Consider the following 15,509-nt stretch of genomic DNA (forward strand, 5'->3'; position numbering starts at 1 on the left):
CACGCCGTTCTCCGTTATGCCCGATTCCAGTCTCGACAACCGGAACCGTAGGCCGGAGAACGGCGTGCGCTGCTACGACATGCTCAACCCACCCACGACAACGTCACAAGAGCCCAAAAAGCGATAAGAAGGGGCCCTTCCTTCTCCGTCAGTGCGCGGCGCGGCGCCGGGCCAGCTGCTCGAAGGCGGTCAGCGAATCGGGGTTCGCCAGCGCGCCGGTGGCGGCCGCCGCGTCCACCGGCGTACCGGTGAGGATCTTCTTGACCGGCACCTCCAGCTTTTTCGCCGACAGCGTCCGGGGCACGGCCCGGACCTGGTAGATCTCGTCCGGAACGTGCCGCGGCGACAGCGCCGTACGCAGCTCGCGGACGATCTTCCGGCGCAGCCCGTCGTCCAGCTCCAGACCCTCGGCCAGCACCACGAACAGCAGCAACTCGCCGGCGCCGCCCTCATTGTCCTCCAGGTGCACCACCACCGAGTCGACGACCTCGTCCAGCCCCTCCACCACGGAGTAGAACTCGGCCGTGCCCAGCCGGACCCCGCCACGGTTCAGGGTGGCGTCCGACCGGCCGGTGATGACACAGCCGCCGTGCTCGTTGATGGTGATCCAGTCGCCGTGCCGCCACACCCCCGGATAGACGTCGAAGTACGCCTCCCGGTACCGCCGGCCGTCCGGGTCGTTCCAGAACCCCACCGGCATGCTCGGCATGGGCGCGGTGATCACCAGCTCACCGAGCTGGTTCAGCACCGGGGTCCCGTCCGCCGACCGGGCCTCCACCCGGGCGCCGAGGCAGCGGCAGGCGATCTCACCGGCCCGCACCGGGAGCAGCGGCACCCCGCCCACGAAACCGGTGCACACGTCCGTGCCGCCGGACAGCGACTGCAGCTGGAGGGTGTCGCTGACCGCCTCGTACACCCACCGGAAGCCCTCGGCCGGCAGCGGCGCGCCGGTGGAGCCCAGCCCGCGCAGCGCCGAGAGGTCGGCCAGGTCCCGCGGGCGCAGCTCGGCCTTGCGGCAGGCCAGCAGGAACGGCGCCGACGTGCCGAAGTAGGTGATCCCGGCATCGGCGGCCATCCGCCACAGCGCGCCCAGGTCCGGCTCGGCCGGCCGGCCGGCCTCGGCCCGGACCCCGGGGTTGCCGTCGAAGAGCACGATGGCCGACCCCACCGCCGGCCCGGAGGCCAGGAAGTTCCACATCATCCAGCCGGTGGTGGAGAACCAGAAGAACCGGTCACCCGGGCCGAGATCGTGGTGCAGGGCCAGCATCTTCAGGTGTTCCAGCAAGATCCCGCCGTGCCCGTGCACGATCGGCTTGGGCAGCCCGGTGGTGCCGGAGGAATACAGCACGTACAGCGGATGGTCGAACGGCACGGCCTCGAACGCCAGCGGCTCGTCCGTCTCGGCCGCCAGCTCCGACCAGGGCAGCGCGCCGTCGGCCGGCGCGGCCGCCGGGTCGAGGTACGGCAGCAGCACCGTGTGCCGGAGCGACGGCAGCGCGGACCGGATGGCGGCCACCTCGGCGCGCCGGTCGACGGGCTTGTCGCCGTACCGGTAGCCGTCCACGGCCACCAGGACGGTGGGCTCGATCTGCCGCCACCGGTCGGTCACGCTGCGGGTGCCGAACTCCGGCGCGCAGGACGAGAAGATCGCCCCCAGGCTCGCGGTGGCCAGCAGCAGCACGTACGTCTCGGGGATGTTCGGCGCGTACGCGGCCACCCGGTCCCCGGGGCCGACCCCGAGCCGGCGCAGCCCGGCGCGCACCCGGCGGACGTCCTCGCGCAGTTCGGCCGCGGTGCGGGTGACCGGCGGGCGGCTCTGGCTGTAGCCGATCACCGCCGGCTCGTCATCGCCGATGCCCGGCATCCGCAGCACGTTCTCGGCGTAGTTGAGGGTGGCGCCGGGAAACCAGCGGACGCCCGGCATGGTGTCGCCGGCCATCGTCCGCTGCGCCGGGGTGTGGGCGACGACGTCGAAGTAGTCCCAGATCGACTGCCAGAAGGCGGACAGGTCGGTGACCGACCACTGCCACAGCTCGTCGTACGAGTCGAGGGCCAGCCCCCGCTCGTCCCGCAGCCAGCGCAGGTAGTGGCCGATCCGGGACCGCTCGCGGACCTCGTCGGACGGCGTCCAGAGAACGTCACCCACTGTTCCATCCCTCCCCGCGGGCCGGTACGCCGTTGTGCCCGCCCGACGCCATCTTGCCGTACCCGGACGGCCATTCTGCGACCCGGTACGCCACCCCCGACGCGTGGCCAACCCACACCCATCGCCCCGCCAACGTGTGGGCAGCGCAAGGAAGGGCCCCTTCTTATCGCTTTTTGTAGAGGAAGGGCCCCCTATTAACAACCGGGCGCGACGCCGTTACCGCGAGCCGCGGTGCCGCTGGATCGCCTCCCGGCGGGCCAGCCGGTGCTCGCGGCGGATCTCGGCCTCCCGGAACCGGCGCTCGTCCGCCGGGGTCTCGGGCAGCACCGGACGCACCTCCCGCGGGCCGCCGGCCACGTCGACGCCGACGAACACCAGGTACGCGGTGGCCACCCGGACCGGCGCCTCCTCCGCGGTGTCCCACCGCTCGGCCACCACCCGGACGCCGACCTCCATCGAGGTACGTCCCGTCCAGTTGACCTGCGCGTGCGCGTGCACCAGGTCGCCCACCCGGACCGGGTCGGAGAAGACGATCTCGTCGATCGCCGCCGTGACCGCCGTCCCGCCGCTGTGCCGGGCCGCCGACGCCCCCGCCACATCATCGATGAACTTCATCAGCACGCCGCCGTGCACGGTGCCGTACAGATTGACGTCGACGGCCGTCATGATCCGGCTCAGCGTCACCCGGGAGTACGACGTGGGTTTTCCCGCCGGGACCGCGCTCTGTTCGCTCACGCCGCCACCGTACGGTGGCCGACCCGGCCGCCTCCGCCGGCCGGCGCCACAGTGACGGCGCTCGCCGGCCGGCACGGCCGCGCCGCCTCGCCCGCCGCGGCCCCGCTACCTCGCACTCCGCGTCCGTAACGCCGCCGGTCGCCAAAACGCTGCCGGCGGCTCGCTGGGTCGGCCGGGCCCGAGGCGGTACGGTGCGCGGATGCGACATCTCTGGAGCTTCCTCGCCGGTGTGGTGGCCGCCCCGGTGTCCTGGATCCTGCTCGCGCTCGGCCAGCAGGGATCCGCGTCCACCTTCGACCGGTGGACCCAGGCCGGCACCTACAACGTGGCCAACCTGATCGAGCCGACCGTGTATCTGGCCGTCGGTGGCCTCGTGCTCGGACTGCTGGCGTCGCTCCGGATCTCACCGCTCGGCCCGCTGGTCGCGGGCCTGCTCCTGGTCGCCCCGTACGCGGGGCTGTTCGTCCGGCCGTTCGCGGTCCGGGACCGGGTGCCCGACGGCTGGCGGCTCTTCGGCGACCACGTGCCGCTGCGGCTGCCGTTGCAGAACGGCACGATCCTGCTCATCGGCGTGCTGCTGCTGATGGCCACCTTCAGCCTGCAGCGGTGGCGCCGCTGGCCGCTGGCCCGCGCGGAGGCGGCCGGCCGGGAGGGCTGGGCGGCGCCCGCCGGGTACGCCCCGAGCGCCGGCCCCGACGGCACGGACGGCGACCGCACTATGGACTGGTCCCTGCTCCGCGCCCCGAGCAGCGAGTCGGAGACCGCCCCGATGAGCCTGGGTTACCCGGAACAGGACGGCACCGCCGCTCCCCGCCGTGAGGTCGGCTCGCCATGGTCGGAGCCGCCGCGCTCGACCCGGCGAGACAGTGCCGCGCGCTGAGCGAAGATCGCCCGCGGTCCGGCGGCTCGGTGCCACGCGGGCCGCGGTTCCGTCACAATGCGCCAATCAGGGCATCACCCGGCGTAGGGTTGCCACAGGCAACTCCCGGGGGGCCCGATGCGACACGTCAACTCGGTTCTGCTGTCCCTGATCCTCGCGCCCGCGGTCTGGGCGCTGGCCGGTTACGGCCTCGTGGCGTACGGCCGGGCGGCCAACCGGCCCGACGGCGATCTCGCGGTGGACCGGCTCGTCGGGCTCGGCGCGCTGGCCGCCGCCGCGATCCTGTTCGCGGCGTTGCTGCTGCCCCGGCTGTCCCCGCTCGGACCGGCGCTGGCCGGGCTGGCCTACCTGGGCGCCGCGGCGTGGGTCGCGGGCTATCCGGCGCTGACCCGGCAGAGCCTCGGCAGGCTGCCGCTCGAGCTGGGGGGCGACCTGATCCGACCGGCCGAGGGGCTGGCCGTGCTGCTCGGGCTGCCGCTGCTCACCACCGTGCTCAGCGGACGCCGCTGGCGCCGCTTCGACGGCGCACCCGCGCTCTATGATCCGCCGTCACCCGCCGACGACGGGTCGGCGCCGACCCAGACCGTGGACTGTCCCCCGGGGCCCACAGCGGCATACCCGCCCACCCCCGCCGGCTTGTCCGCGCCGGTCCCGGCGGTCGCCACGACGAACCCGTGGCGGCCGCCGCCCGGCTGGACGCCGCCGCCCGGCGCGGGACCGGCGGGCCCGGCGGTCGCCGAGGTGCCGCCGCCGTGGCCACCCTGGCGGTTCGGGCCGCCCGGCGGCGCCGGCCGGTCCGGGTCGGGGCGGGCGTACGGCCGCCCGGCGGATCCGTTCCGGGATGCCGACACCGCCGACCTGACCAGGGCCCTCCAGCCACTGCGCCGGGCCGTGCCACCGGCCTGACCGCGGCCCGCCGGCCAGCACGGAGGCCGGCAGGCCGCAGGTGTCGGTCACGATGCGGCCGGTCCCCGGTGTCCCGAACACTGACGCCAAGGGACCGGCCGTGACGCGTTGCGGGCGTCGTCAGGCGCCGTTGGACACGTAGATGTAGTACGTGGTGGTGTCGGTGTCCGTGCCATCCGCCTTGTGGCCGGTCACGTACAGGGCGTGCGACTCGAAGTTCTGCGCCGGCGTGTACGTGATCGACGCCCTGCCCTGGCCGTCGGCCGGCACGTCCGTCGCCGGGCCGCCGTCAATCTGCCAGGAGAAGGACAGGATTCCCGCGGTGCCGCCGCTGAACTCGAAGGTGCCGGGGACGCCGGCGCCGCCGGACCAGGTGCTGTTCGGATACTGGGCGCTCACGACGTAGGGTGCGGTGCCGACCGTGAAGTCGTAGTCCGTCACCGGAGAGAGGTCGCCGGCCGCCGTCAGGCTCTGTACGTGCAGCGTGTTCGTGCCGTTGCGGTCGAGCGGCACCGCCACCTGCGTCGACGTGCCGTCGGTGCTGGCCGGCAGGATCTGCTCCGGGCCGTCGTTGACGCGGTAGTGGTACTCGGTCACCTCGCCGAACAGCTGGGTGGCGAAGTAGAAGTATCCGGTCCAGCCGATTCCGGCGCGCGACCAGTCGTAGGTGCTGTACACGTCGACCTTGTTGTCCCGGACATCGAACGGCTCGATCCGCAGGTCCGATTCGGCGCCGTCCGTACCGACGCTCGTGACCCGCACCTCGTTGTAGCCCCACGAGCTGGGCGTGTACGTGACCGTTGCGGTGCCGTCGGGACCGGCCGCGATCGTCTTCTCGTCGGCGCTGTTCAGCGAGTAACGGTAGGACGCGACGTTGGGCAGCCCCGGGTGGAACGTGAACGTCGCGGTCCGGCCGACGGTGCCGCTGCCCTCGGGTGTGTGCGTGACGACGGGACCGGACCAGATGCCGAACGTGTACGTGGTGGCGGGCGACCGCGTACCGTCCGACAGCAGCGCCTGGACGACCACGGCATTGTCACCGGCGTGCGTCGGCGTGACCGTGATGACGGCGTACGGGTTGCCCCCATTGGACACGGTCTGCTCGGCGCCGCCGTCGAACCGGTAGACGAAGCCGGTCAGGTTCGGCAGCTGGCTGTCCAACTCGATCTCCAGCGGCACCCCGACTCCGTCCCGGCGCGGCCAGTCGCTCAGGTCATGGGCGTAGGCCGTCGGACGGGTATCGATGATGTTGAACTGGTAGTACGTTTCCAGCGAGGTGGACCCATCCGCCCGCACCGACCGTACGGTCATGTCATGCCAGCCGGGCGTTGCCGTCCACTGGAGTACGGCGGTGTCGTCGTCCGCCGCCGGGATGGTCTTCCACTCGTCGTCGAGGTTGTACTGGTAGGCGACGACGTCGTTGCTGTGCGGGGTGAACCGGAACGAGCCGGGCGTGCCAGCGACCTGGTCGTGGTCGAGGTTGAACTCCGCCGACTCCACGCCGGGGGCGTCGGTGACCCAGACCTGCAGGGTCTCCTGCCCGATCAGCTTGTTCCTGGCGTAGCTCCGGACGGCCACCTCGATCTGGCCGGCGGCGGTGAAGGTGATGGCGCCGGTCGCCTTTCCGTCCACCGCCGGGACGCGGACCTCCGCGCCGTCCTTGAGCTGGTACCCGAACGCGGTGGTCTCGGGCTTCGACGCGATGAACGTAATCGTGCTCGGCAGGCCGACGCCTCGCACGGTGACGTCGGCGTTCGGCGCCGTCTCGGCGACCCGGTACTGGTAGTCCTTCTCCGGCCCGCGGTTGCCCGCGGCGTCGACGGAGGCGACATAGAGGTCGTTGCTGAACCGCAGCTTCGGGGTGTACCCCAGGATCGCCTTGCCGCCCGGACGGGTGGCCGCGATCTGGCCGGAAGACCCCATCGGGTCCCGCCAGGCGAACGCGACCACGTCCCGATCTCCGGCCCCGTCGAACCGGAACGTCCCCTCGATGCCCGTGCCGCCGCCCGGGGAGTCGCCCTCGGGATAGGTCCGCGACGTGACCTTCGGCGGATTCGCCGGGGCGGTCCGGTCCATCACGAGGTAGCAGGTCCTGCTCCACGGACCCAGGTCGTGGTAGTCGTTGGCCTGCGCCTGCCAGGCCAGAACCGTGCCGTCGGCGTACTGGCTCAGGTCGGTGCCGTTGTAGTCATGGAATTCACGACGCTGATCGGGATGATCCACCGGCCAGATCGCGAACTGCAGCCGCGGATAGTCACCCTCGTCCGCATCGCTGGCGGTGGCCGCGAAAACCGTGTTCCGCGCCGCCGGCGACGGCCTGGCCAGCGTGCCGCAGGGTCGGTCCGGGTACGCCAGATGCAGGTTCGTCACCGTGGGCGGATGGTTCGCGGTCGCGCCGAGCGCTGGCTTGTCGAAGGTACGACCGGTCCGCGCGTCGGCCTCCTGCTCGGCCGCGACCCGGTACTCCAGGGTGATGCTCTTCTCGTGCCGGCCCAGCGCCGCGTTGAGCGTGGCCACCATGTCCAGGCCCAGATAGCCCGGGCAGTTCACGCCGGGGCCCCGCTTGGTGGTCAACAGCCTTTCGATCTCCGTGGGCGGCCGCAGCCAGGTGGTGGTGTCCTTGACCGGGCGGGTCCGCCACACCTCGATGGTTGCCGGGACGGAGCAGTCCGCGACCGTCTTCTCGGTCGTCCACAGGTATGAGCTGTGGACGACCGTGCCCTTCAGCATCGTCAGGTCGTACGTGAAGTAGGAGCGGTAGGTGTGCGTCCGACCGGCGTCGTCGCGGGACGTGCCGACCGGAGGCGCCACCGGCGCATCGACCGTCTTCGTCTGCGGATTCGCCGAGTCGAGATAGGTCCAGCTCGTCAGAGGCGCCTCGGACGAGGTGGCGGCCGAGGCCGGAGAGCCGGTGGTCAGCATCGCGGCCACGACGGCGAGGGCTGCCATGGAGGCAGCCGCTCTAAGGGGTTTCATCTGGTTACCCTCCCCGTGCGGCGCCCCAAACGGCGCCGGCGGGCGTCATCGTAGCGAGCGAAACCGCTCGATAGGGGACGGCGACGCCAGGCGGGCAGCCGGGTGACCAGAAGGGCCATGACCGACAAAAGTCGATCACGGCCCTTCTGCTGCGCAGCCCCGAATCCGATCAGTCCTTGAGCAGCTGCCGGGCCATCACGATCCGCTGCACCTGGTTGGTGCCCTCGCAGATCCGGGTGATCAACGAGGAAACAGCTGCTGAGCTGGGAAAACTAACCGAGATCGGGGTCTCGCCAGGATTTTCCCAGAGTGCCTGCAAGCCTGCTGCCCGGAACCCCTGCCCAATGGTCCGCTGCCGAGCGACGTGGACAGCGTGGTCGGGTCGACACGCTCAACCGCCACGGGTATGCCAAGCCTGGGTCGATTCATAGCTTTGCACTACTTGACGGGGCCGATCGGGCCAGCCCCACTCCGTCGCCCGCCTGTTCATGATCGACGGCCATGGTCACTAATCTGGACAACGTGGAAGAGCCCTCCGAGTACGAGCTTGCAGCGTGGCGTGACATTCAGCGGTTCAAAGGCAGACCACTGTCGGCCGCCTTGCGCAGCGCCGGCGAGGGTGTGTCCAACGGCGCCGCGGCACTCGGTCGGCGTGCAGCGGCGTACCTGGAAGACCACCCGGGAGCCGAATCAGTCGTGTCGCGAGGCCGTGGCATCGTCGCCAAGGGCGCGAACGCCATCGGCGCCGGTGCTCGCAAAGCCGCCGGCGCCCTCCCCACCAGCGCGGCAGACTGGAGCGGCAGTGCTGCGGGCTCGATGCAGCGGACGGTAGCGAAGATCTCCCGAGCCGGGCTCTCACCCAAGCGAGTGGTGGAGCTTCACCAGAAGCGCGGGCACGAGGTAACCAAGCTCTCCGACCTGCGTCGCCTCGACCTCGAGCAGATCCACATGGTCCGCGGACGGTCTTTGAGCTGGTACTACCCGGCGGCTGCCGCCGTCTCAGGGATGAGCGCGGGGCTGGTGATCTCGGGAGGCGAGCTGGCGACTGCGGTCTCCGCTGGCGCGGCAGCGGCACCCTCGGGGGGAGCCATCGTCGGGGCTCTCGCTGGCGACGCGGCCATCGTCATCGGGCTCGCATCCCGCGCAGTCGGCCATGTCTCGCTGCTGTACGGCTACGACCCCGAAGAGCCAGCCGAAAAGCTCTTCGTCCTGTCCGTCGTCAACGCCGGGACGGCCGCCTCCGTGGGTGCGAAGAACGCAGCTTTCGCCGACATCTCGCGCCTCACCCAAGCGCTGGTCCGGGGCAAGGCGTGGAGTGTTCTGAACGATTCCGTCGTCTCCCAGATCGCCAGAAAGTTCGCGGAGTCGGTCGGCCACACCCTCACAAAGAAGGGGCTCGGCAAGGTCGTGCCGGCGGCCGGAATCCTGGTCGGCGGCACCCTCAACTGGACCACCCTGGAGGGAATCGTCGACACCGCCGAGATGGCGTACCGGCGCCGATTCCTGCTGGAGAAGTACCCTCAACTTTTGGACGAGGAACCACTCGAGGCCTTCGTTGTCGAGGACATGGACGACCCGAACGACGTGGCCGAGGAGGGGTTCAGCGTGCTCGACGAGCTCGCCGTGGAAGGCGGGCCCGACCTGCGCTGAATCTGGAGCAGGACGGTCATTCAGCCGCGCCGCCGGCCAATCGAGGCTCCGCCACGCGCCGCAATACAAGCAGCGCTACAGGGAGGATGAACAGGCCGGCCGCGCCGCAGAGCCCAGCCGCACCCCGTGGCGAGGTAACGGCCAGTAGGCCACCCCCGATCAGGTAGCCGATCATCCCGGCAAACTGGCCGGCGGCGCCGACGGCGGCGAAGGCGCTGCCGCGCGCCTCCGACGGGACACGCCGGACGACGAGCAGGTTGAAGAAGACGTTCACACCTCCGTTTCCGATGCCGCCGATCACCCACACCGGGAAGATCCACTCAGCGGCCGGAACAACTGCGGCGGTAAGCAGCGCCAGGCCGCATCCGCCGAGCGCCACCAGGCCGGCCCGAGCCAACGCGACCGGTCCGGTCCACCGGCGAGCCAGCCGGGCGGCCAGCCACGAGCCGGTCAGCATGCCGATGGGCCAGCCGCTCACCACCAGGCCGAACATCGCGGGCGAGGCGGCGAGCGTGTCCCGGACGAGCACCACCTCCACGACGTTGACCGCGCCAATCGCGGCGATCACCAGGGCCACGGCGGCGGTAATGACCGCCAGCAGCCGGTCCGCGCGCAGACGCCAGCGGGGGCTGGCCGAATGCCCCGCTCCGGGCATCCCGCTGCGACGGGTGGCCGTGCGCTGCGCCTCCCGCTCGCCCAGTGCGGTTGGCCGGGGCTGCCCCCGACGGCGAGTCCGGATCAGTGCGCCACCGACGGCCAGCAGGAGGAAGCTTGCCGCGTCGAGCAGCAGCGGCGGCCGTACGCCGAAGGCGCCCACCAGGACGCCGGCCAGCGCCGGACCGGCCAGCAGACCGAACGTGGCGGCGGTCTGGTTCACCGCGCTCGCCCGCGGCAGATCTGCGGGCCGGACCATCTCCGGGGTCAGCGCCGACAGCGTCGGCTGGGTAACGGCCAGTCCGCAGCCGAGCAGTCCGGCTAGCAGCACCATGAGCACGGGCTCAGTGACGCCGGCCAGCGCCGCGCACACGACCGCCTGCGCGAGCGCCGCAGCGACCAGCAGCCGACGGCTGTCGATCCGGTCTGCCAGCCGACCGGTCACCGGCGCCAGCACCACCAGCGGCAGGGATTCGGCCAATAGCAGCGCCGGCAGCGCCCACCGACCGGCACCCGACGCCTGGACCGCCAACACGAGCGCGGTGGCGGCCATGAAGTCGCCAGCTGCCGAAAACCCTCGGGTCGCCGCGCTGAGGTAGACGTCGGACCACCGGGAGGACGGCAGCTCGTCGCCCGTATCGCGTTCGGCCTCGACATGCCGATCAGTTGTGAAGGACATACTTCGAAGCTAACGCTTCGCATCTAATGAGACAAGGGCATCGATCGATTTTCTGCTGTGGTGCTGGGCCGGAGAGACACTCCGGGCCGTGGTGCTCGGGTGCAGAGGTGCATGGTTGGGGCGCTCGGGCTTGAGGGCGGGGCCGCACCCTGACCGCGGCACCTCCAGCGCCGACTGGCCATCAGGACCCCTCGGGATGGTGGGGGCCGTCAGTCGACCGGAATCGCCTTGAGGAGCAGGGAGACGCGACGCGCATCTGGCGGAGCATCCGTCCGTCGACGACCCTGATACGGCTCCAACAGCGCCTGAACGGCCGAGGTCAGCCCTTCCAGCTCGGCAGCAGTGAGCAACAAGCCGTGGTCGACGAAGCTCGCGGCCTGGTACCACTCCGGTGGCTCGACGGGGAGGCGCCCGATCCATTCCCGGGTCCGGCTCACATCCCGAGCCAACAGCGCCTCGAGCAACGCCTGGCGCGCGGCCGACGAGTCCTCCCCCGGGTTCGACTCGACGTTGAGCAGCAAACCCGAGACGGCGCTTCGCCACACCCGTTCCCGACCGTCACCGCGATTCGGCGCCTCCTCCAGAAGACCTGCCCGGGCCAGTGCCCGCAGGTGGTAACTGGTAGCGCTGGGCGACAGGCCTGCCACTTGGGCGCACTCGGTCGCCGTGACGCTGGCTCCTTCGGTACTCAGGTGTTCGAGGATCGCGAGCCGGGCGGGATGAGCGAGCGCCCGCATCACCTGCGGATCCGTAAGAGTCACTACACCTGGGCCATGCCGCGCCTCCGCCATGTCCCCATGATCCCGCCGTTCCCCGCACAGACCAACGCCGACCCGCTGCCGCCCAGCCTCGGCCGTCCCAGAACAGGTAGATGACGGAGGGTGCCAGCCCTTCTCAAGGAACCTGACCCGTCAAGCGGAGCGATCGTGCCCGTATCCACAGAGATACTGCTCGCAAATACTCAAAAGTCCTTGTTATCTTTCTTTTTCATCCGTTATGTCGGCTATGCTGCGGGTCATCGCATTCAGCGTTCGGGCCAGAAACGCGCGGGTAATCAACGTGTGTGGGTGTTCCGCCCCGAGGACCTCGGTCCGTCCGCTGAGCGCGACCTGCAGCCATCCGGCGGCTTGATCAAGATGGCCAGTAAGGGCCAGCCATTCACCGAAGTTGTGCACACTGGTCAGGGTGCCGGGGGTCAACCGGCCGAGAATGCGCACGCTGTCGTCGATGAGGTCCATCCAGGCATTCGCCGCCCGGTCAGGGTCCATGCCGAGAGAATTATAGAGCAGATAGTTGTTGCGGACGGTCAATGTCTCCGGATGGTCAGGGCCCATGACTCGCAGGAAGTCGGGAAGCAGCGCGTCGAAGGCGTCGGCCGCGCCTTGGCGATCGCCAGCCTCCCCCATCGCACGTGCCATGTTGCCGCGGGCCGCGAGTGTGGCCGGATGGTCGGCACCGAGTCGATGCATACGAGCGTCAAGAAGGCGCTGCAACAATGGGATGGCTGTGCCCGGATCGCCGCACTCGATTACCCAGTGAGCAGGCGCTCCTTCCGCAGCAAGGGTGTATGGGTGATCAGGGCCGAAGACGTCGCTCCGGTCGGCCGCCAATTGACCGAACATGGTGCGGGCGGCCTCGGCCGCCCCGGCCTCTCCGTACATGCCGCCAAGCAGAGCACGCGCATCCGAGGTGTGCACGTTGTGTGGTCCGAACAGGCGCTCGCAGTCTGCCAGCACCTGCTCCATCTCCTGAATGGCATCGGTCAAGGCACCGGACATGGCCCGGCATTCAGCCAGGTTGGCACGGGCTACGATGGTGCCGGCGTGGTCGGGCCCATGCTTGTTTTCGAAGTCGTGAACCAGTTCTTCGTGGATGGATATTGCGTTGGCGGGATCGCCGGCGTTCACTCGCCATCGAGCGGCATGCCCCCGCAGCTCCAGTACATCCGAATGGTCGGGCCCGAGCTGCTTCGATGTAGCAAGCAGGTGGTCGAAGTACACGGCAGCGCCTAGCGGATCGCCAATCTCGCCCTGACGAGTGCCAGCCAGGATCAATACCTTGTGAACACCCGCACCCACGAGCTCACCCCGGTCGTGACGGCGCAGAGCGTCAGCGTTGGCTCGCATTGCGAGTGCAAGATTTCTTGAATGACCTCCCCGGAGCCAATACTCGAGCAGCGCGTCAGCCGCCGCCCGAAGGACCGACGCGCGCCGTTCGGCGTCGAGTCCTTCGCGAGTGACTCGCTGAACGAGCGCATGGACATGTACGGTGTCGCCGTCGTGACGTAACAAGCTCAGTCTGTGTAGCGTTCGCAGTCCGTCACGAATCGTATCGATGTCGGCGACTGGGCCGCCAGCCAAGCTGACTGCGTACGAAAGCCAGTTCCGGGCGGCCCCTGTTGTCGCGAGCCCGGCTGAGATGCTGTCGGGATCCCAGAAACTGAGTAACTCCATGAGCGGCTGAGCCACGCTGAGCGGCGCGAGTTGGTTCGCGGCTTCCATGGAGAGTGACCAAGTAGTTGCGACCGTGTTGCGGTGCTGGTCAGGCAGTGCTTCTGGCTCGGGCAACAGCTCACTCAGGCGCCGGCGCCGGTCCGCGAACCGGCGCCGGTACTCACTACACCGCAGCTGCCGATCCAGCATAAACGCCACCGCTTGGGCGAGCGCGAGCGGCAGACCCTGTAGGTCGGCCGCGACGCCCTCGACGTCGTCACCAAGCGAGTGCTGTTCCCCAAGCGCCGACCGCAGGTATCGGGCGGACTGATCTGTACTGAAGACCTCGACGTCGAGCGGATCGTCGACACCAGCAACGATGAGCCGAGCGAAGCGGGGTCCGTCACTCCTTCGGCCGAGGCCACACATGAAGCGCCCATTGCGCCAGGCAGGCTCCCCTGAGCCGGATTGCCATACATGGATCGGTTGCCCAAAGGCCAGCGAAAAACTCATCGGCCTCCTGAGACTTGGCATCGTGTTGGCGCGACTCGCAAGGGGTGACAGGCATGGCCAGAATGGTGCCCTGAGTAAGCATGAGCAAGGAGCTGGTCTGGAGGTAGCTTCTTTTTGTATGCCACGGCTTGTTGCTCATTTGTGCGTTCTTGCCGCCAGTGACCAGCGTGAGGTTTCCCAGGCAGTCACGTTTGGCGTCACGCCGGTTTTTCTCCTCCGCGCGGGCCTGACCAGAAAGTCCGGCGAGATTGGCCAGTTCGCCTCCCACGCTTGCGGCAGCACGTGTTCGAGGGTGAACGGCTTCCCTTTCCTGGTGCGGCCAAGGCCACCTGGCGCATCTTCCTCGCTGAGACTCGCGCCTGGCGGAGCCAGCTGCTCTACGTCGGAGCTGAGCATTGCCGCTTCCAATGCTTCAAGTACCATCCGCACCCGAGTCGCCCGTAAAAGTCGGCGGTACTGCGGCTCCTCGATGAGCGCCGTCTCGAACTCTTCATCCTTCGGCCACCTCGAGGAGTCGTCGCTCAGGTCGGCAAGGCTCTGGGTCACATTCATGCCCACAGTCGTCGGGCTGCCCTTCTTGACCTGGGCCAGCACGCTTGCGAACACCCGGTTGTAGTTCTTCGCGGTGAGACCACAGGCAGCGCGACGAACGAGATAGGACTCAATGGAGACGAGTGCTCGCTCGAACTCGATGCGGGGCACTTCAGCGTCGACCTTGGCTGCCATCCACAACACCAATGGCATCGGAGTCGTCGTGTTCAGGTCGTGGAGCCTGGACATGAACCTGCCCTCGGCGGAGCTGTACGGAGCGGTCCGGAGCCGCCGCCAAGTGTTGACGTGGTGGGCAATCTCCGCAAACAACGAGGCAACGCCGTCTGGGTCCGGTCTGGACATTGGACCGGAGCGGGCGCGAGCTATCTCCTGGACTGCGGAAAACAGGTGCGACTGGGCTACGTCGGCACCCCGCGGGCTGGCTGAGGCCGCCCAGAAGCCAATCGCAAGGTCCAGGCGTTGGCGGCGCGTCCGGCCTACGACATCCTCTTGCGAATACCACTCGTCCTCGAGGTCGGCCCAGCACTTCGCGTGGAGGGCTTCGACCGGCAGCCCCGCCAGCTGAGCCCGATTGAACATATGGTTTTTGACGAGGTCCGAAGGGAGGAGAGGAGTACCGTGGGCGTTGAGGGTCTCGAAGATCACCTGAGCGTCGTCCTCGGCCGGATCGAGTTCGATCACGACCACACGAATGAGGTCTCGCAATGTGTCGATCAACGCAGTGAGCCGACCCTCACCCGTGGCGGACTCAGCCTCGCTGCTTGTCGAAGGACCTGTCCAGTCGTCCTCCTCACCCGGGTCCCAGCCCGAGCCCCCATCGGCCTCATCTACGAAGCTGGTGACTCTCGCTCGAAAGAAGCTGTACGCGCGGCCGATGAGGGAATCGTCGGGATCGTCGTTCATGGCCCGCTCGAACGAGTCTCGATCGGCATTTGTGGGCCATACCTTGTACCGGTCGTGCGCTTCCTTCACGGTGTCGTGTGGGTTCTCGATCAGTCGCCCGATCCTGGTTGCTTGATCATTGAGAGTACGATCGCGGGCGACGGCACGAGTCGCAGCCAGCAGCAGTTGCAAGGTGGTCATTCTCTGCTGGCCATCGATGATGCGCTGTTCTGGCATTTGCCCCGTCTTGGGCAGGAGCCCTTCGTGCACGACGGCGCCGAGGAAGTGGGGGCGGGTAGCACCAGCACCTTTCGACCGGTCGGTCATCAGCCGGCAAGTCGTCTCGACGACGTCGGTCCAGAGAGGCCACCAGTTGTCTTTTTCGTTCCAGACATACTTTCGCTGGAACAGGGGAACCGTATAGCGGACCTCGTTCGTCAGGACCCTACTGAGCGAAAGTGTTCTGGAGTCCATCCCCTACCTCCTGCACCGATACTGGGCCAG

Annotated in this window: 12 protein-coding genes; 3 read left to right on the forward strand and 9 right to left on the reverse strand. The window is 68.9% G+C overall.

What is annotated here, in order from left to right:
• Positions 1-148: 148 nt before the first annotated feature.
• Both ACFFHU_RS00005 and ACFFHU_RS00010 read right to left on the reverse strand, forming a co-directional pair.
• Positions 149-2,146 carry an acetoacetate--CoA ligase gene (locus ACFFHU_RS00005; RefSeq protein WP_377334327.1) on the reverse strand — a complete coding sequence of 666 codons (1,998 nt, stop codon included), beginning with the start codon at positions 2,144-2,146 and terminating at the stop codon, positions 149-151.
• 216 nt (positions 2,147-2,362) lie between these two features.
• Positions 2,363-2,881: an acyl-CoA thioesterase gene (locus tag ACFFHU_RS00010; protein WP_377334329.1), complete on the reverse strand. Its 519-nt coding sequence runs from the start codon at positions 2,879-2,881 to the stop codon at positions 2,363-2,365.
• Between the two features lie 199 nt (positions 2,882-3,080).
• On the opposite strand from ACFFHU_RS00010, the gene ACFFHU_RS00015 reads away from it, so the two are divergent.
• Both ACFFHU_RS00015 and ACFFHU_RS00020 read left to right on the forward strand, forming a co-directional pair.
• Positions 3,081-3,761, forward strand: coding sequence for a hypothetical protein (locus ACFFHU_RS00015; RefSeq protein ID WP_377334331.1), 681 nt, complete (start codon positions 3,081-3,083; stop codon positions 3,759-3,761).
• 117 nt (positions 3,762-3,878) lie between these two features.
• Entirely contained in the window at positions 3,879-4,667 is a 789-nt protein-coding gene (locus ACFFHU_RS00020) for a hypothetical protein (protein ID WP_377334333.1), read from the forward strand.
• 120 nt (positions 4,668-4,787) lie between these two features.
• Here the strand turns inward: ACFFHU_RS00020 and ACFFHU_RS00025 are convergent, their stop codons facing one another.
• Both ACFFHU_RS00025 and ACFFHU_RS00030 read right to left on the reverse strand, forming a co-directional pair.
• Positions 4,788-7,616, reverse strand: coding sequence for a hypothetical protein (locus ACFFHU_RS00025; RefSeq protein WP_377334335.1), 2,829 nt, complete (start codon positions 7,614-7,616; stop codon positions 4,788-4,790).
• 196 nt (positions 7,617-7,812) lie between these two features.
• The gene (locus tag ACFFHU_RS00030; protein ID WP_377334881.1) at positions 7,813-7,962 is read right to left on the reverse strand and encodes a hypothetical protein; all 150 of its coding nucleotides are present in this window, start codon (positions 7,960-7,962) and stop codon (positions 7,813-7,815) included.
• A gap of 182 nt (positions 7,963-8,144) precedes the next feature.
• Here ACFFHU_RS00030 and ACFFHU_RS00035 point away from each other — a divergent pair, with 182 nt between their 5' ends.
• Complete coding sequence (locus tag ACFFHU_RS00035) at positions 8,145-9,293, forward strand: EcsC family protein (protein ID WP_377334337.1); 1,149 nt, start codon at positions 8,145-8,147, stop codon at positions 9,291-9,293.
• Positions 9,294-9,309: 16 nt separating this feature from the next.
• Here ACFFHU_RS00035 and ACFFHU_RS00040 read toward each other — a convergent pair whose 3' ends face one another.
• The 5 genes from ACFFHU_RS00040 to ACFFHU_RS00060 all read right to left on the reverse strand — a co-directional run bounded on the left by ACFFHU_RS00040 (position 9,310) and on the right by ACFFHU_RS00060 (position 15,479).
• Complete coding sequence (locus ACFFHU_RS00040) at positions 9,310-10,626, reverse strand: MFS transporter (RefSeq protein ID WP_377334339.1); 1,317 nt, start codon at positions 10,624-10,626, stop codon at positions 9,310-9,312.
• 209 nt (positions 10,627-10,835) lie between these two features.
• Complete coding sequence (locus ACFFHU_RS00045; protein ID WP_377334849.1) at positions 10,836-11,363, reverse strand: ArsR/SmtB family transcription factor; 528 nt, start codon at positions 11,361-11,363, stop codon at positions 10,836-10,838.
• A 237-nt stretch (positions 11,364-11,600) separates the two neighbouring features.
• Entirely contained in the window at positions 11,601-13,571 is a 1,971-nt protein-coding gene (locus ACFFHU_RS00050) for a tetratricopeptide repeat protein (RefSeq protein ID WP_377334342.1), read from the reverse strand.
• Complete coding sequence (locus tag ACFFHU_RS00055) at positions 13,462-13,752, reverse strand: GmrSD restriction endonuclease domain-containing protein (protein ID WP_377334851.1); 291 nt, start codon at positions 13,750-13,752, stop codon at positions 13,462-13,464. The genes ACFFHU_RS00050 and ACFFHU_RS00055 overlap by 110 nt, the downstream gene beginning before the upstream one ends.
• On the reverse strand, positions 13,707-15,479 hold the full coding sequence (locus ACFFHU_RS00060; protein ID WP_377334344.1) for a GmrSD restriction endonuclease domain-containing protein: 1,773 nt from the start codon (positions 15,477-15,479) through the stop codon (positions 13,707-13,709). Before ACFFHU_RS00060 ends, ACFFHU_RS00055 begins: the two co-directional genes overlap by 46 nt.
• Positions 15,480-15,509: the final 30 nt, after the last annotated feature.

The organism is Plantactinospora siamensis (genome assembly GCF_042434095.1).
Taxonomy (GTDB): domain Bacteria; phylum Actinomycetota; class Actinomycetes; order Mycobacteriales; family Micromonosporaceae; genus KBS50.